Genomic DNA, 17275 nt, shown 5'->3' with positions numbered 1-17275 from the left:
GAGCGGTGCGAGAGGAGGAATAGTCCCCTCGCACACAGCGTCCTCGCTGTGTTTTTTCAAAGGAACCTCGTCCCAGCGGATGCTATAGACGGGGTATCAACATATCTGGCGTTGACTTTTGGCACGCTGTTGAGTTCTCAAGGAACGGTCGCTTCCTTTGTACTCACCCTCTCGGGCTTTCCTCCGGGCGCTTCCCTTCGGTCTTGCGTTTCCGACTCTATCAGATCTTTTCTCGATCCGATTTCCTCGGTGCTTTCCAGGTTCCCGCTCTCGCGTTTCCCTTTCCGGCGCTTCCGACTCTATCAGATCCTTTCGGGCCTGACTCCCAGTCAGAGGGGGCTGTCTTCGCGGCTGTTGGGCCGTTCCGACGTCTCAAACTTTAGCGGATCCTCTCGGCGATTCCCAATCGGGCCGCCGGGTCCCGAATCGAATTGAATTCGGGCACGCCGAATACAACCCCGTCGGGAGATCGTGCTGTGGTTTGAGGTGCCGCTTTCGCGGCGGAAGGTGCCGTCGCAGAACCGTTCCGGCTCCGTGACAACCCGAAGAACTTTACGGATCGGGCAGGAGGGTGTCAAGTGGCCCTTGTCAAGATCTTTTATGGCTCGGGTCCGACCTGGTCAGTCGAGGTCGGAGAGGCGGCCGCCGGCGTCCGGCTGGGCGTGCTCCACCCGGCGCAGCAGCCTGGTCAGCACCTCGCCGAGGACCATGCGTTCCGCGGGAGTGAGGTCCTGGAGGAGGTCTTCCTCGAAGACCGTGGCGAGACGCATGGCCTCCAGCCACTTCTCCCGGCCCTCGGGGGTCAGCTCCACGATGACGCGGACCCGGTTGTTCTCGTCCCGCTCCCGGGTCACCAGTCCCTCGGCGACCATCCGGTCGATGCGGTGGGTCATCGCGGCCGGCGTCAGGCCGAGGCGCTTGGCGAGGTCGCTGGGGCCCATGCGGTACGGGGCGCCGGACAGGACGAGGGCCTTGAGGACCTCCCACTCGGCGTTGCTGATGCCGAGCGCCGAGGTCTGGCGGCCGTAGGCGACGTTCATGCGGCGGTTCAGCCGGGACAGTGCCGACACGATCTTCTCGACCTGGGGGTCGAGGTCCTGGAACTCGCGCTGGTAGGCGGCGATCTGCTCTTCGAGGGTCGGCTCGCTGAGGCCGGGTGTGTCGCCCATGGGTCGAAGTATCGCACGGACGTGCTTGGCATTGAAGTCCTCGAGTGTGTACTCTTTAGCGTCGAAGTTTAGTTTCGAAGTCTTCACTCCTAACTTGTTGTCGCTCCTACCTGAGAGAGGTGAACGTGACCAGGGCGATGGGCGCAGCGATGCGCCGGATCCACGTGGGCAACGCACTCAGCGCGTTCGGGCTCGGCTTCACCGTCCCCTACCTGTACGTCTATGTGGCGCAGGTGCGGGGGCTCGGTGCTGTGACGGCGGGGCTGGTCCTCGCCGTGTTCGCCGTGGCCGCGCTGATCGTGCTGCCGTTCGCCGGCCGGGCGATCGTGCGGCAGGGCCCGCTTCCGGTGCTGCTGGCCGCCCTGGTCACGGCCTCCGTCGGTGCGCTGAGCCTGGGGCTGGCGGGCGGCGCGGTCACCGTGCTGCTGTCGGCGGCGCTGCTCGGGGCCGGGCAGGCGGTGATGCAGCCTGCGCTGGCCACGATGATCGTGGACTGCTCGACCGCGGAGACGCGGTCGCGGGCGTTCGCGATGCAGTTCTTCCTGCAGAACCTGGGTCTCGGTGTCGGCGGTCTGATCGGCGGGCATCTCGTCGACACCACGCGGGTCTCCTCCTTCACCCTGCTGTTCGCCATCGAGGCGGCGATGTTCCTGCTGCTCGTCGTGGTGATGGCGACCGTGCGGATGCCGCACTCGCCGAAGATCGAGGGGGCGCCCGCGCGGTCGGCCAAGGGCAGCTGGAAGCAGCTGCTGGGCAACCGGGCGATGGTTCAGCTGTGCGTTCTCGGCTTCGTGCTGTTCTTCGCCTGCTACGGGCAGTTCGAGTCGGGGCTGAGCGCCTACGGCGTGGAGGCCGCCGGGATATCGACGTCCGCGCTGGGGACGGCGCTGGCCGCCAACACCGCGATGATCGTCGTCGCCCAGTTCGCCGTACTGCGGTTCGTGGAGCGGCGCCGGCGTTCCCGGGTGATCGCGGCGGTCGGGCTGATCTGGGCCGTGGCGTGGCTCGCGGCCGGGTACGCGGGGCTGGGGCACGGCAGCCAGGAGATGGCCACGGCCGCGTTCGTCTCGACGTACGCGCTGTTCGGGCTGGGTGAGGCGATGCTGTCGCCGACCGTGGCCCCGCTGGTCGCCGATCTGGCGCCGGAGGGCCTGGCCGGTCAGTACAACTCGGCGTTCGCCCTGGTGAAGCAGCTGGCGCTGGCCGTGGGGCCGGCGGTGGGCGGGCCGATGGGCGCCTCGCTGCACGCGCCGTACATCGTGACCTTCCTGCTGTTCTCGCTGGGCATCAGCGTGCTGGCGATACGGCTGGGGCGGCGGCTCACCGAGGGCCAGGACCAGCCGTGGGTGGCGCGCAACCGGGTGGTCGCGCGCGGCGGCTCGGCGGCGGAGCCGGTGGCCGCGGAGGCCTGAGCCGGCTCGGCCGCCTCAGCTCTTCGGCAGTGCGAACTCGCACCACACCGCCTTGCCGCCGCCCGGTGTCCGGCGGCAGCCCCAGTTCGAGGCGATGGTCGCGACGATGGCGATGCCCCGGCCGGATTCGTCGCCGGGTTCCGCGCGGCGGCGTCGGGGGAGGTGGTCGTCTCCGTCGGTGACCTCGATGATCAGGCGGCGGTCGGTGCGGCGCAGGCGGAGCCGCATGGGCGGGGTGCCGTGCTGGAGGGAGTTCGCGACCAGTTCGCTCGCGGCCAGGACGCCCAGGTCGTGCAGGTCCGCCGGGAAGCGCCAGCTCGTCAGGACGCCGGAGGCGAAGGCGCGGGCGCGGGGTGCCGCTTCCACGCCGCCGAGGAGTTCCAGGGCGGCGTTGCGGAAGAGGTCGGCGTCGGGGCCGGTGCGGGCCGGGTGCTGGAGGACGAGGACGGCGACGTCGTCGTCGTGGTCGGCGGTGACTCCGGCGGAGCGGACCAGGCGGTCGCAGACGACCTGCGGGGTGCCGGTGGCGCCGGCGAGGGCGCGTTCCAGGGCGGCGATGCCCTCGTCCAGGTCCTCGTCGCGGCGTTCGACGAGGCCGTCCGTGTAGAGGACGGCGGTGGAGCCGGGGCCGAGCGGGACGGAGCCGGAGGCGTGCATCCAGCCGCCGGTGCCGAGGGGCGGGCCGGTGGGCTCGTCGGCGCGCTGGACGGTGCCGTTCTCGTCGCGGACCAGGATCGGCAGATGGCCGGCGGAGGCGTACACCAGCCGGCCCTCGTTGGGGTCGTGGATGGCGTAGACGCAGGTGGCGATCTGGTTGGCGTCGATCTCGGTGGCGAGGCCGTCGAGGAGCTGGAGGACCTCGTGCGGGGGCAGGTCGAGGCGGGCGTAGGCGCGGACCGCGGTGCGGAGCTGGCCCATGACGGCCGCCGCGCGGACGCCGCGGCCCATGACGTCGCCGATGACGAGGGCGGTGCGGCCGCCGCCGAGGGTGATCACGTCGTACCAGTCGCCGCCGACGGCCGCTTCGGTGCCGCCGGGCTGGTAGGTGGCGGCGATCCGCAGGTCGTCCGGCTGTTCGAGTTCCTGGGGGAGCAGGGAGCGCTGGAGGGTGACGGCGGTCTCGCGCTGGCGGCGTTCGCTGGCGCGCAGGCGTTCGGCGGCCTCGGCGTGGTCGGTGACGTCGGTGGCGAAGACGAGGACTCCGCGGCCGCCGCTGCCGTCGCCTTCGCGGACCGGTGTGCAGGAGAACGTGTAGGAGCGGCCGTCGAGGGCCTTGCGGGACTTCAGGGTGCGCGGCTTGCCGCTGCGCTGGACCTGGTCGAGGAGCGGCAGCAGGCCCAGCTCCTGGAGCTCGGGCAGGGCGTCGCGGGCCGGCTCGCCTGGCGGGCGGGCGCCGAAGGCGGCGGCGTAGGCCTCGTTGACGTACGCCAGTCGGTGGTCGGGGCCGTGGACGAGGGCGACCAGCGCGGGGACGCGGTCCAGGACCTCGCGCACCGGCAGTTCGTCGACGGCGGGGACGGCGGGGAGCTGGTCGGTGAGGTGTTCGGCGCGGGCCGCGGGGACGGAGCCCTCGCCCCGGCCCTCCGCCCGGCGGTCGGGGTTGACCGTGGGTTCGGTCCGCGCTGCGGCGCGGCGCTGCGTTCCGGGGAGCCGGGCGCTCCAGCGCGTGAAGTTCACGAATCCTTGCCTCGTGTAGTTGTCGTCGGCCGGCTCCGGACCCGGCCCGGTCCCCCGGGGGCGGCACGGTGGTGACCGTGGGGTGGCACCGCCCCTGGAATGTGCAGCACTTGGGAAAGCCTCGTGGGTTCGGCGGGCAGGCCGGGCGGCGGCCCGCCCGTTTCGGCGTGGACCAGTCTGGCAGTGTGACCGACCGGACCGACATCCGTCAGACGCCCGGGTGGCTCCGGGAGTTCCTTGCTTCGGTCAGGACGACCCCTTCGGGTCGTCGGCAGGTTTTCCCCCGGCCGCGAGTTCGAACTCGGCACGGGGGTGTTCGAGTGAACCGAGGGAGACGATCTCCCGTTTGAAGAGGCCGGCGAGGGCCCATTCGGCGAGGACACGGGCCTTGCGGTTGAAGGTGGGCACGCGGCTGAGGTGGTAGGCGCGGTGCATGAACCACGCGGGGTAGCCCTTCAGCTTGCGTCCGTATACATGGGCGACGCCCTTGTGCAGGCCCAGGGAGGCGACGGAGCCGACGTACTTGTGGGTGTACGTCAGAAGTGCCTCGTCGCGCAGGGAGCGCACGATGTTGTCGGCGAGGACGCCGGCCTGGCGCACGGCGTGCTGGGCGTTGGGGGCGCATTCGGTGCCGGGTTCGGCGGCGGTGACGTCGGGGACGGCGGCGGCGTCGCCCGCGGACCACGCGTGCGGGTGCCCCTCGACGGCCAGCTCGGCGGTGCACCGCAGCCGGCCCCGCGCAGTGCGGGGCAGGTCGGTGGCCTCGAGGACCGGGTGCGGTTTGACGCCGGCCGTCCAGACGACCGTACGGGTGGGGAACCGTTGTCCGTCGCTGAGGACGGCGACCCGGTCCGCGCAGGACTCCAGGCGGGTGCCGAGGAGGACCTGGATGTTGCGGCGGCGCAGCTCGGTGACCGTGTAGCGGCCCATCTCCTCGCCGACCTCGGGCAGGATGCGGTCCGAGGCCTCGACGAGGACCCACTTCATGTCCTCGGGCTTGATGTTGTGGTAGTACCGCGCGGTGTAGCGGGCCATGTCCTCCAGCTCGCCGAGGGCCTCCACGCCCGCGAAGCCGCCGCCGACGAAGACGAAGGTGAGGGCCGCGTCGCGGATCGCGGGGTCGCGGGTGGAGGAGGCGATGTCCATCTGCTCGATGACGTGGTTGCGCAGGCCGATGGCCTCCTCGACGGTCTTGAAGCCGATGCCGTGGTCGGCGAGACCGGGGACGGGCAGGGTGCGCGAGACCGAACCGGGGGCGAGGACGAGTTCGTCGTACGCCAGCTCCTCGGGCGGCGCGCCCCGCTCACGGGTGGCGAGGGTGGCGAGGGTCGCGGTGCGGTCGGCGTGCCGGACGGCCTCCGCCTCGCCGATCACGACGCGGCAGTGGGGCAGGACGCGGCGCAGCGGTACGACCACGTGGCGCGGGGAAATGGCACCGGCGGCCGCCTCGGGGAGGAACGGCTGGTACGTCATGTACGGGTCCGGGGTGACGACCGTGATCTCCGCCTCGCCCGTCCTCAGTTCGTGTTTCAGCTTCTGCTGGAGGCGCAGGGCCGTGTACATCCCGACGTAGCCGCCGCCGACAACGAGAATGCGCGCACGTTCCTTCACCATCCCATGACGCACCCAGCGCTTGCGTTTGTCCACAGCCCCGGCAATTTGTGTGACCGCACGGCGCGCGTGCCCGGTGTTGGCCGAATCACCCATGTACGGGAAAGCTCCGCAGGTCAGGCGGTGTGAGACAGGTGACATAGGGGGGTGCAATCGGGGCGTATACGGCCCGTACTCCGATCGGGGGGCGCTCCGTGCGGAACCTGCCCCTTCTGAATTGACTGTCTCTCAACTATGTTCGTCTCACGACGGGGTGTAGGGGGTGCCTCTCGGGTCCGCGACGGGCGGGCTCGACCGGCGGGCTCGGGGTTTGAGCCGGTTCCGTGCGCTCCGGCATCCAATGACGGGGAGAGTCTCCGGGGGGAGACGTCATTACCGGGGGATTTCTTATGCACATTCAGGACTCTCGTTGGTCTTCCGCGTCGGCCATCGCAACCGGCGGCGCGGTCGGCGCGGCGGTGAGCACCGGACGCGGGGACACCTCGCGGACGACGCCGCTGCGTGTGGACGCACAGCGCAACCTCGAGCACGTACTGCGCGCGGCGCGCGAGGTCTTCGGCGAGCTGGGTTACGGCGCGCCGATGGAGGACGTGGCGCGGCGCGCCCGGGTCGGCGTCGGCACGGTGTACCGGCGCTTCCCGAGCAAGGACGTCCTGGTCCGGCGGATAGCCGAGGAGGAGACCTCCCGGCTGACCGACCAGGCGCGGGCCGCGCTCGGGCAGGAGGACGAGCCGTGGTCGGCGCTGTCCCGCTTCCTGCGGACCTCGGTGGCGTCGGGCGCGGGCCGGCTGCTGCCGCCGCAGGTGCTGCGGGTCGGCGTCGCCGAGGAGGGCGACGCCGAGCCGGAGGAGACGCGGGTGCCGCAGCAGCGGACCCAGCCGGGCGGCGGGGAGCTGCGGCTGGTGCCGGAGCAGCCGGCGGCCGAGGACGACGCGGGGGCGGCGGCGCTGCTCGACGTGGTGGGCCAGCTCGTGGAGCGGGCCCGCGCGGCGGGCGAGCTGCGTGCCGACGTGTCGGTGTCGGACGTCCTGCTGGTGATCGCGACGGCGGCGCCCTCGCTGCCGGACCCGGCGCAGCAGGCGGCGGCCTCGGCACGGCTGCTGGACATCCTGCTGGAGGGGCTGCGGTCGCGTCCGGCGTGAGGTGTCGGCCGATCGGCGTAACCCGATGAGGTGACAGGGGCGTGGGTGCCGAGGTGCCCGCGTCCCCCGCCTTCTCGCCGCCGGCGACCCGGGCGTTCCGGGGACGGCGCTCAACTGCACGTCCACGCGCGCCCGTTGCCGCTTCCCCGAACGGGTGACGATCAGTACCGTGCGGCGACAAGTCCCCTCGGACGAGTGGACGGCCCTTCACTGCCGGAGTCCGGCCGAAAGGCCTTGTGGCACTCTGACCCGGTGGTCGGGACTGGTTGGGCAGGCGGCGAGGGCTTTCCGCGATGAGCGTTGACGGGCGGGACGAGTCACTGGACGACGGCGACCCGGAGGCCGGTGGCCTCGTTCCACCACATGTGCCGAGCCAGGGCAAACGCGCCGGCCTCCCGGCGGGCTTCTCACCCGAGCGGGCCGTACCCGCGCAGCGTGACCGGCGCGACGACCACGGCATCCTGCCGCCGCCGCGCGAGATGCCGCCTTCCGACGCCGAGCTGATCGGCCGGATGCGGTCCGGGGACGACACGGCGTACGAGGAGCTGTACCGGCGCCACGCGGACGCCGTCCGCCGGTACGCGCGCACCTGCTGCCGTGACACCCACACCGCGGACGACCTCACGGCCGAGGTCTTCGCCCGCATGCTCCAGGCGGTGCGCGGCGGCTCCGGCCCCGAGCACGCCGTGCGCGCCTATCTGCTGACCAGCGTCCGCCGGGTCGCCGCGAACTGGACCAGCTCGGCGAAGCGGGAGCAGCTGGTCGACGACTTCGCGGTGTTCGCCGCTCAGGCCGCGCGGGCCTCCGACGTCTCCGACGCCGGCACGCTCGATCTCGGGGCCGACGCGCGGGCGATGCACGAGGCCGAGCAGTCGATGGCCATGCGGGCCTTCCGCTCGCTGCCCGAGCGCTGGCAGGCGGTGCTGTGGCACACCGAGGTCGAGGACGAGTCGCCGAGCGAGGTCGCGGTGCTCTTCGGGCTCGACGCCAACGGCACGCGCGTGCTGGCCAGCCGGGCCCGCGAGGGCCTCAAGCAGGCGTACCTCCAGGCGCATGTCAGCACCAGCCTCGCCACCGACCAGGAGTGCGCGCGCTACGCCGACCAGCTCGGGACCTACGCCCGCCGCAAACTGCGCACCCGCGCGGAGCGGGGTCTGCGCAAGCACCTGGAGGAGTGCGCGAAGTGCCGGCTGGCGGCCGGCCAGATCGAGGAGGTCGCCGCCGGCATCCCCGCCGTCGTACCGGTGGCCGTCATCGGCTGGTTCGGCGCCGCCGGGTACGCCAAGGCGGCCGGGCTCGTCGCGGGCGGGGCCGGAGCCGGTGCGGCGGGCGCCGCGGGCGCGGCCGCCGCGGCGGGCGGTTCGTCCGGCGGGGCGGGCACGGGCGCCGGAGCGGCCGCGGGTGCCGGGGCAGGCACGTCCGGCAGCGGGGTGGCCGCGGGAAGCGGGGCGAGCGCCGGAAGCACGGCAGGTGCCGGAGGCGGAGCGAGCGCCGGAAGCACGGCAGGTGCCGGAAGCGGGGCGGGCGCCGGTGGTGTGGCCGCCGAAGGGGTGGGCGCGCCGGTGAAGGCCGGTGTCGCGGCCGGGGTGGTCGCGGTGGCCGCCGCTGCCGTCGCGCTCGCGCTGGTCGGCGACGACAGCCCGCCCCGGAAGCCGGTGGCCAGGCCGCCCGTGTCGGCACCGGCCGTCCAGCCGGAACCGCCGGCGCCGACCTCGTCGGCGATCCCGTCGGCGATTCCGTCGCCGAAGAAGCCCGCGCCCGCGCCCCCGCCGGCGCCCCGGGTGATCGCTCGCAAACCGGCCCCCACCCCTACCCCCACGCCCACCCCGAAGCCGGCCCGGACACCGACTCCCGCACCGACCCCGACCGCCACCCCGAAGCCGACCCCCACGCCCACCCCGACACCGACACCCACTCCCCCGCCCGCGCCGGTCGTCTACCAGTGGAGCGACCTCGCGTACGACATCAGCGGCGACGGCAGCGAGCCCGAGATGCGGATCGGTGAGAGCGGCTGGGTGTGGCAGCGGCAGGGCCTGTCGATCGGCGGGACCTCCTACGCGCGCGGGGTCACCGTGCACGCCGAGTCCTCCGTGACCATCGACCTCAACCGCGAGTGCAGCTCCTATCAGGCGCTGGTCGGCGTCGACGACATGACGCTGAAGCTCGGCAAGGTCTACTTCTCGGTCTATGCCGACGGCGTCCGGCTGTGGAAGTCCCGCATGGTCAAGGGCGGCGACGCGGCCGTCCCCGTACAGGTGAACCTGACCGGGCGGGAGACCGTACGGCTGGTGGTGGAGCCGCACAACCACGTCGACAACGTGGCCGTCGCGGACTGGGCGGACGCCAAGTTCACCTGCTCATAGGGTTCGCCGCGGCTCCCGCGCCCAGCGCGCCGCGTTGCGGGACGATGCCTGCCGGGACGGCACGCGCGCGTCCGGGGGTGCCGGTCCAGCAGGTGCCGCGGCGGGCGAGCAGGCGGCGCAGCCACAGTTCCAGGGAGACGAGGTCGGCGAGACCGTCGAGGGGCAGCGGCTCGCCCTCGGCGGCGCGGCGCAGCGCCTTGCGGACCACGCGGGCCTCGACCAGGCCGGCCTGCGCCAGCAGCGGGGTGTCGAAGAGGGCCATCAGGGAGTGGGCGGCGACGCGCAGGCCGGTGCGGGCGGCGGCGGCCTGCGGGGCCTGGGAGGTGGCGCCCCAGCCGGGCGGCAGGTCGGTGACACCGGCGCCGGTGAGCACGGTGCGCAGGATCTCGGCGCGCGCCCCGGGCTGCACGCGCAGCGCCTCGGGCAGTTCACGGCAGGCACGGACGACCTGGTTGTCCAGGAAGGGCGTGTGCAGGCGCTGGAAGCGGATCTCGGCGGCCTGTTCGAGGACGCGGACGTCGGCGGCGGTGCGGGCGAGGGCCGCGCGGGCGCGGAAGTCGCCGGGGCGGCGGTCGGGGCCGACGGCGGACCGCTGGAGGGCCGTCTGGAGACGAACCGATACTTCAGCGAGCGCCTCGCCGGTCAGCCAGCGTGCCGCCGGGCCGGGTCTGGCCCAGGTGAGCCCGGCGAGAGACGCCCCCGTGGCACCGCCGGGTTCGTCGAAGCCCCGTTCCAGGAGCTGGGCGGCGAGGCCTTCCACGCCCGCCCGGTACGGGGTGCGGGCGAGGCGGCGGGCGGCGGCGTAGACCCGCGCGGGGACCAGCACCGAGCCGTCCGCCTTCGCGAGGGCGGCCACGGGGCGCACCAGGTGCCGGCGCCGGCGGTCCATGAGGAGGTCGGCGAGGCGCGCGGGGTGGGCGTCGAGGACCTGGCGGGCGCCGTAGCCGGTGAGATGGTCCGCGCTGCCGGCGGCGAGCCGGGCGCGGTGCCGGACGGCCGACACCAGCATGGGGCTCGGCTCGTCGGTGAGCGGTCCGTCCAGGTCGGCGTACGGCAGGGTCTCCTCGTCGCCGGTCACCACCACGTGGTGCAGCCGGGGTCCGGCGGCGAGCGCCCCGGCGCGCTCCAGTTCTGCCTCCCGGCCGCCGACGGCCAGGTCGTTGAAGGTGACGGCGAGCAGCCGCTCACCGGCGCCGGTGCCGTGCCCGAGGACGGTGCCGGGCATGCCGGGCAGTCCGGCGGCCAGCAGCGCGAGGGTCGCCGAGGCGGGGCCGCCGGACAGGTCGGCGCCGATGCCCGGGACCGGCATCCCGCGCGCGGCTCGCCGTTCGGCGGGGCCCATGCCGGGCACGGGTCCGGGGTCGATGTCGGCGCCGGGGACGTGGCGGGGTGCGGACAGCCGGGTCCGTACGGCCTCCACGAGGGCGTCGCGTACGGCGTCGACCGCGCGGTCGGGGTCGGCGGGGGGCGCGGCCACGGCGAGGGAGGCGACGGGCTCGTACCCGGCGATCTCCCGCGCCCCCGCGCGCAGGATCAGCGCGTGCCCCGGCGGAATGCGCCGTACGCCGTCGTACGGGGTGGACTCCTGGACGGCGGCCGGGACGTCGGGGGCGGCCAGCAGGGCGGCGAGGTGGCCGAAGTCGAGGTTGGCCTCGACGAGGTCGGCGAGCGGCAGCGCGGCGGTGGCGTAGGCGGTGCCGCCCGCCCAGGCGGTGTGGAAGACGGGGCGGGCGCCCGCGAGGTCGCCGCAGACGGTGATCCGGCGGCCGACCTGGACGACGGCCGTGTAGCTGCCGGGCCAGGCGGTCAGATGCCGCAGTGCGCCGCCGCGCGCGGCGAACAGCCCGACCCGCAGCTGTTCGTCGGTGGCGCCGCAGGTGCCGAGGACGGCGATGCGGGTCTGCGCGTCGGCGGACACCACCCGCACCTCGTCGGGGCGCCAGTCGCCGACCGCCCACAGCGGGTCGGGGTCGCCCCACAGGAGCTGGGAGCCCACCGGCTGCAGGGTCTCGCCGTCGTACCCGGTGGCGCCGGCGGTGCCGATCCGGGCGGCGCCCGCGGCGGTGCTGCTCCAACCCACCAACCACCGCATCGACGCCTCCACAGACTGTGGACAACCAGTGCACCGCGAGAACCGGTTCACCATGCTGCCACGAAGGAGGCGCCGCGGAGGGTCGGCGGAGCCGCTTGCGATCCCTTGAATGCGCCCCACGCGCCCTGGCATGCGCCCTTGGCATGCGCCCGGCATGCGCCTCGGAGGCAGCCACCGGCCGGCCCAACTGCCTTTCAGCGCAGGGAAGCGCGGAGTGGACCGCGGGGAGGACCAGAGGGAGGACCGGGGAAAAAGCGCAGGCGGACCGCCCGCGCCGACGACGTGAATGCGCCCCCGGTACGCCCCCCGAAAACCCCCAACGCGCCCTCAAACCGTGTGGTGGACGCAGGTATTGGCCAGCACCCTACAGGGTCGAATTTCGGCCATTCCAAGACCACCAAGGCCGTGCGCCTTCGCCGCCGTGCACGCTCCGTACAGGCTCTGCGCATCACCGAACGGGCGCACGGCCCGGGAAACGGAGCACGCCCCCCGGGCCGGACCGCCGCCCGCGGGGATGTGAGGCGGCGGTGTCCCCCAGCCCACTGGTCAGTACAGCGGGCCGACCCACGCAGAAGCCATGGAATCGCTCCCGAGTTGGCCGGAGAAGAGCGCACGGACGGGCGCACGGCCACACACCGGGAGCACGCCGCAACGGTGCGTACAGGGCCCGTACTCCCGTACGGACCACAATCCCGCCAACCGGAACAATGCCCCTTAACGCTTGGGATGCGGCGAACTACGCTGGGTTTACGAATGCCGCACGGTTATGCCAGCGCGGCAGCCGTCTGTGTCGAGGGGTGGCGCATGTCCAGGGAGCAACGCGGGCCGAACGAGAAGCTCGGCGCCGTTCTCGCCCTCGCGGGAATCAGCAACGCGGGACTCGCACGACGCGTCAACGACCTCGGTGCCCAACGCGGGTTGACGCTTCGCTACGACAAGACCTCGGTGGCCCGCTGGGTGTCGAAGGGCATGGTCCCGCAGGGTGCCGCGCCCCATCTCATCGCGGCCGCGATCGGCCAGAAGCTCGGCCGTCCGGTGCCGCTGCACGAGATCGGCCTGGCGGACGCCGACCCCGCGCCCGAGGTGGGTCTCGCCTTCCCCCGGGACGTCGGCCAGGCGGTCAAATCGGCGACCGAGCTGTACCGCCTCGACCTCGCCGGGCGGCGCGCCGGCTCCGGCGGCATCTGGCAGTCGCTGGCCGGTTCGTTCGCCGTGAGCGCCTATGCGACCCCCGCGTCACGGTGGCTGATAACCCCGGCCGACAGCTCGGTGGCGCGCGAGGCGAACCCCGCCGAGGGCTCCGGCGCACCGATCAAAGTCGGCCACAGCGATGTGCAGAAACTGCGGGAGGCCGCCGAGGACGCGCGCCGCTGGGACTCCAAGTACGGCGGCGGTGACTGGCGTTCGTCCATGGTCCCCGAATGCCTGCGCGTGGAGGCCGCCCCGCTGCTCCTGGGCTCCTACTCCGACGAGGTCGGCCGCGCCCTGTTCGGCGCCAGCGCCGAGCTCACCCGTCTCGCGGGCTGGATGGCCTTCGACACCGGCCAGCAGGAAGCCGCCCAGCGCTACTACATCCAGGCCCTGCGCCTGGCCCGCGCGGCGGCCGACGTGCCCCTCGGGGGCTATGTCCTGGCGTCGATGTCGCTGCAGGCCACCTACCGGGGCTTCGGCGACGAGGGCGTGGACCTCGCCCAGGCCGCCCTGGAACGCAACCGGGGCCTGGCCACCGCCCGCACCATGAGCTTCTTCCGTCTCGTCGAGGCACGCGCGCACGCCCGCGCGGGAGACGCCCAGGCCGCCGGCGCGGCCCTGAAGGCCGCCGAGAGCTGGCTGGAGCGGGCCCGCCCCGGCGACCACGACCCGAGCTGGCTCGCCTTCTACTCCTACGACCGCTTCGCCGCCGACGCGGCCGAGTGCTACCGCGACCTGAAGGCTCCCCGCCAGGTCCGCCGCTTCACCGAGCAGGCCCTCTCGCAGCCGACCGAGGAGTTCGTCCGCTCCCACGGACTGCGCCTGATCGTCGGGGCGGTCGCCGAACTGGAGTCCGGCAATCTGGACGCGGCCTGCGCGGCGGGGGTCCGCGCGGTGGAGGTCGCCGGGCGCATATCGTCCGCGCGGACCACGGAGTACGTGAAGGACCTGCTGCACCGCCTGGAGCCGTACGGCGACGAGCCGCGCGTCGTGGAGCTGCGCGAACGCGCCCGCCCCCTGCTGATGGCCCCGGCGTGACACCGGACACCTCCCGGGTTTGAGCGCATTGTCAGTGGCGCAGTGCACTATCGAAACCGGGAGGTGGTGCAGGTGCGGAAGGTCGCCTACGACTGTGACGTGCTGGTGATCGGCGGCGGGATCGTCGGCCTGTCGACGGCGTACGCGATCACACGCCGGGCGCCCGGCACGCAGGTCATGGTGCTGGAGAAGGAACCGGGCCCGGCCCGGCACCAGACGGGGCGCAACAGCGGCGTCATCCACAGCGGCATCTACTACCGCCCCGGCTCCCTCAAGGCGCGGTACGCGGTCCGGGGCGCCGCCGAGCTGGTCAAGTTCTGCGCCGAGTACGACATCGCGCACGCCGTCACCGGCAAGCTGATCGTCGCCACCGACCGCGCGGAGCTGCCCCGCCTGCACGCCCTGGTGCAGCGCGGCCGGGAGAACGGCATACCGGTGCGGGAGCTGGGCGCGGCCCAGATCGCGGAGTACGAGCCGGAGGTCCGCGGCCTCGCCGCCATACACGTCGGCACGACGGGCGTCTGCGACTTCGTCGGCGTCGCCCACCGGCTCGCCGCCGCGTCCGGCGCGGAGCTGCGGTACGGCGCGGAGGTCGTCCGCGTGGACCGGCGGCCGGAGCTGGGCGTGGCCGTGGAGACGGCCGACGGGGCGGTCGTGCGGGCGCGGGTGCTGGTGAACTGTGCCGGACTGCGGTGCGACGAGGTCGCGCGGCTGACCGGGGACGACCCCGGGATGCGGATCATCCCCTTCCGCGGTGAGTACTACGACCTGCGGCGGCCGGAGCTGGTGAACGGGCTGGTGTATCCCGTCCCCGACCCCGCGTTCCCCTTCCTGGGCGTCCACCTCACCCGGGGCATCGACGGCACCGTCCACATCGGCCCCAACGCGGTGCCCGCGCTGGCCCGTGAGGGGTACGGCTGGGGCGTCGTACGGCCCCGGGAGCTGGGCGGCACGCTGGCGTGGCCCGGGGCGTGGCAGCTGGCGCGGCGGCACTGGCGGTACGGGGCGGGGGAGCTGCGGCGGTCGGTGTCCAAGGGGGCGTTCACCGAGGCGGTGCGAAGACTGCTGCCGGCGGTGACCGAGGCAGATCTCACGCCGAGCGCCGCCGGGGTCCGGGCGCAGGCCGTGCTGCGGGACGGGACGCTGGTGGACGACTTCCTGATCCGGGAGGGAGCGCGCGCGGTGCACGTGCTGAACGCGCCGTCTCCCGCGGCGACCGCGTCCCTGCCGATCGGCAGGGAGGTGGCCCGGAGGGTGCTGCGGGTGCTGGGGGAGGCGCGCTGAACGGCGTCGCGGCCGAGGCGTCGCGGCCGAGGCGTCGCGGCAGCTCGGCGCGGCTGCCCGCGGCCGGGGCGATGCCCGTAAAATCGACCCCACTGTGTCTGACTCCCTGAGCTCCCCCGCGCCCCGCCACCCCAGCCGTCCCAAGGGCCGGCCCCGGTTTCCCGAGGGGCCGCAGGCCGATCCCGCCGGTTCGCACTTCGAGCGGCGGATCCGGAGTTTCCAGCCGCGGCGGAGCCGGGTGACCGCGGGACAGGCGGACGCGTTGCAGCGGCTGTGGCCGAAGTGGGGGCTGGACATCGACGGCGGGCGGGTGATCGACCTCGCGGAGCTGTTCGGGAACACCGGCCCCGTCGTCCTGGAGATCGGCTTCGGCATGGGCGAGGCGACCGCCCAGATGGCCGCCGCCGACCCCGGCACCAACATCCTCGCGGTCGACGTGCACACCCCCGGCCAGGGCAACCTTCTGAACCTCGCCGACCGCGACGGCCTGACCAACGTCCGGGTCGCCAACGGCGACGCCATCATCCTGCTCCGCGAGATGCTGGCCCCGGACGCGCTGGACGGCCTCCGGGTCTACTTCCCGGACCCCTGGCCCAAGAAGCGCCACCACAAGCGGCGGCTCATCCAGCCCGAGTTCCTGAGCCTCGCCGCGACCCGGCTGAAGCCCGGCGCGATCCTGCACTGCGCCACCGACTGGGAGCCGTACGCGGAGCAGATGCTCGAGGTGCTCACCGCGCACCCCGACTTCGAGAACACCCGGGCCGACGGCGGTTTCGCGCCCCGCCCCGAGTTCCGTCCGCTGACCCGTTTCGAGGGACAGGGACTGGACAAGGGTCATGTCGTGAACGATCTGCTCTTCCGCCGCGTACCCCACGTACCGTCAGCTCAGCCTCCCGCCGACGTCTGATCCCCCGCGGGCGGCTCCGTCCCTCGTTAGGGTCAATGCCGTGGCCAGCAGTCCCCCGTACCCCCCGCCTCCCGGTTTTCCCCCTCCCGGGGCGCCCCGGCACGCGCACTGGTGGCAGCGCTCCTGGGTGCGCTACGGCGCGCTCGTCACGCTCCTCGCCCTGTCCGGTCTGGTGATCCTCGCGCTGGTACGGGAGGAGACCGGCACCGAGGGCTTCCTCGTCGGGCTGGGCCTGGCGGTCCTGCCCGTGCCGCTGCTGATAGCCGCGTTCCGCTGGCTGGACCGGGTCGAACCCGGCCCCTGGCGGAACCTGCTGTTCGCCTTCGCCTGGGGGGCCTGCGCGGCGGCGCTGATAGCGATCGTGGCCAACAGCTTCGCGACCCGCTGGATAGCGACGGCCACCGCCGATCCGTCCGGCGCGGACACCCTGGGCGCGACCGTCATAGCGCCGGTCGTGGAGGAGACCGCGAAGGCCGCCGCGATCCTGCTGATCTTCCTCTTCCGCAGACGTGACTTCACGGGGATCGTCGACGGCGTGGTGATAGCCGGGGTGACCGCGACCGGCTTCGCGTTCACCGAGAACATCCTCTACCTCGGCACCGCCTTCGGCACCGACCAGCTGCACGGCGACCGCGGCATCGCCTCCGTGACCGCGGCGACGTTCTTCGTGCGCGTCGTGATGTCCCCGTTCGCACACCCCCTGTTCACCGTCCTCACCGGCATCGGCTTCGGCATCGCCGCGCTGTCGGGGGAACGCCGGCCGCTGCGCCGGGTGCTGCTGCCCCTGGGCGGGCTGCTGCTCGCGATGGGCATGCACGCGTTCTGGAACGGCTCGGCGACCTTCGGCGAGTACGGGTTCTTCGCGGTGTACGGCGCGTTCATGGTGCCCGCGTTCGGACTGCTGACGTGGCTGGTGATCTGGACGCGGCAGCGGGAGCTGCGAACCGTCCGCGATGAGCTGCCCGCGTATGTGATGGCGGGCTGGCTGGGCCCGGCGGAGCCCTTCGTGCTCGGCTCGATGCGGGCGCGCCGGCTGGCCCGCGAGTTCGCCGGCCACCACCTGGGCAAACCGGCGTCCCGCGCGGTGGCCGAGTACGAGGCGTACGCGACGTCGCTGGCGTTCCTCAGGCACCGGGGGCGGCGGGGCCGGGCCGGCGCGGACTTCGTCGTACGGGAGCGGGAGCTGCTGCACGAGCTGTGGCGCCGCCGCGAGGTGGCCCGCCCGGCGCTGGAGTATGCCGCGCGGGCCACGGCCCCGCCGGTGCCGGTCCTGATGCCGTGGCCGGCGTACGGCCCACCGGCACACGGCTCAGCGGCGCACGGCCCCGCGGTGTACGGCCCGGCGGCTCCGTATCCGGCGTACAACCCGTACCGGACCTAAGGCCAGGG

At 73.3% G+C, this 17275-nt stretch carries 11 protein-coding genes; 7 read left to right on the top strand and 4 right to left on the bottom strand.

Annotated features, from left to right (window positions below):
• Positions 1 to 620: 620 nt before the first annotated feature.
• The gene (locus tag AMK31_RS37275) at positions 621 to 1169 is read right to left on the bottom strand and encodes a MarR family winged helix-turn-helix transcriptional regulator (RefSeq protein ID WP_073945181.1); all 549 of its coding nucleotides are present in this window, start codon (positions 1167 to 1169) and stop codon (positions 621 to 623) included.
• Between the two features lie 149 nt (positions 1170 to 1318).
• Here AMK31_RS37275 and AMK31_RS37270 point away from each other — a divergent pair, with 149 nt between their 5' ends.
• A complete protein-coding gene (locus AMK31_RS37270) occupies positions 1319 to 2581 on the top strand; it encodes an MFS transporter (protein WP_198948662.1) in 1263 nt (420 codons plus the stop codon).
• 15 nt (positions 2582 to 2596) lie between these two features.
• Here AMK31_RS37270 and AMK31_RS37265 read toward each other — a convergent pair whose 3' ends face one another.
• Together AMK31_RS37265 and AMK31_RS37260 are read right to left on the bottom strand one after the other, a co-directional pair.
• Complete coding sequence (locus tag AMK31_RS37265; protein WP_073945179.1) at positions 2597 to 4258, bottom strand: ATP-binding SpoIIE family protein phosphatase; 1662 nt, start codon at positions 4256 to 4258, stop codon at positions 2597 to 2599.
• Between the two features lie 246 nt (positions 4259 to 4504).
• Positions 4505 to 5872 carry an NAD(P)/FAD-dependent oxidoreductase gene (locus tag AMK31_RS37260; RefSeq protein ID WP_073945178.1) on the bottom strand — a complete coding sequence of 456 codons (1368 nt, stop codon included), beginning with the start codon at positions 5870 to 5872 and terminating at the stop codon, positions 4505 to 4507.
• 386 nt (positions 5873 to 6258) lie between these two features.
• Between AMK31_RS37260 and AMK31_RS37255 the strand changes: the two genes are divergently transcribed.
• Entirely contained in the window at positions 6259 to 7011 is a 753-nt protein-coding gene (locus AMK31_RS37255; RefSeq protein WP_073945177.1) for a TetR/AcrR family transcriptional regulator, read from the top strand.
• A gap of 293 nt (positions 7012 to 7304) precedes the next feature.
• Positions 7305 to 9374 (top strand): sigma-70 family RNA polymerase sigma factor, encoded by a 2070-nt coding sequence (locus tag AMK31_RS37250; RefSeq protein WP_073945176.1) that lies wholly within the window; start codon positions 7305 to 7307, stop codon positions 9372 to 9374.
• Here AMK31_RS37250 and AMK31_RS37245 read toward each other — a convergent pair.
• Complete coding sequence (locus AMK31_RS37245) at positions 9361 to 11466, bottom strand: asparagine synthase-related protein (protein ID WP_073945175.1); 2106 nt, start codon at positions 11464 to 11466, stop codon at positions 9361 to 9363. The genes AMK31_RS37250 and AMK31_RS37245 overlap by 14 nt on opposite strands.
• Before the next feature lie 804 nt (positions 11467 to 12270).
• On the opposite strand from AMK31_RS37245, the gene AMK31_RS37240 reads away from it, so the two are divergent.
• From AMK31_RS37240 to AMK31_RS37225, 4 genes are all read left to right on the top strand, one after another.
• On the top strand, positions 12271 to 13695 hold the full coding sequence (locus tag AMK31_RS37240; RefSeq protein ID WP_073945174.1) for an MFS transporter: 1425 nt from the start codon (positions 12271 to 12273) through the stop codon (positions 13693 to 13695).
• 63 nt (positions 13696 to 13758) lie between these two features.
• Entirely contained in the window at positions 13759 to 14979 is a 1221-nt protein-coding gene (gene lhgO / locus AMK31_RS37235; RefSeq protein ID WP_073945173.1) for an L-2-hydroxyglutarate oxidase, read from the top strand.
• A gap of 94 nt (positions 14980 to 15073) precedes the next feature.
• A complete protein-coding gene (trmB, locus tag AMK31_RS37230) occupies positions 15074 to 15886 on the top strand; it encodes a tRNA (guanosine(46)-N7)-methyltransferase TrmB (RefSeq protein WP_198948661.1) in 813 nt (270 codons plus the stop codon).
• A 40-nt stretch (positions 15887 to 15926) separates the two neighbouring features.
• Entirely contained in the window at positions 15927 to 17267 is a 1341-nt protein-coding gene (locus AMK31_RS37225) for a PrsW family intramembrane metalloprotease (RefSeq protein WP_073945171.1), read from the top strand.
• The last annotated feature ends 8 nt before the right edge of the window (positions 17268 to 17275 follow it).

The sequence above is a fragment of the Streptomyces sp. TSRI0107 genome (assembly GCF_001905845.1).
Lineage (GTDB): Bacteria > Actinomycetota > Actinomycetes > Streptomycetales > Streptomycetaceae > Streptomyces.
This window is presented reverse-complemented; position numbering and strand designations above follow the sequence as displayed.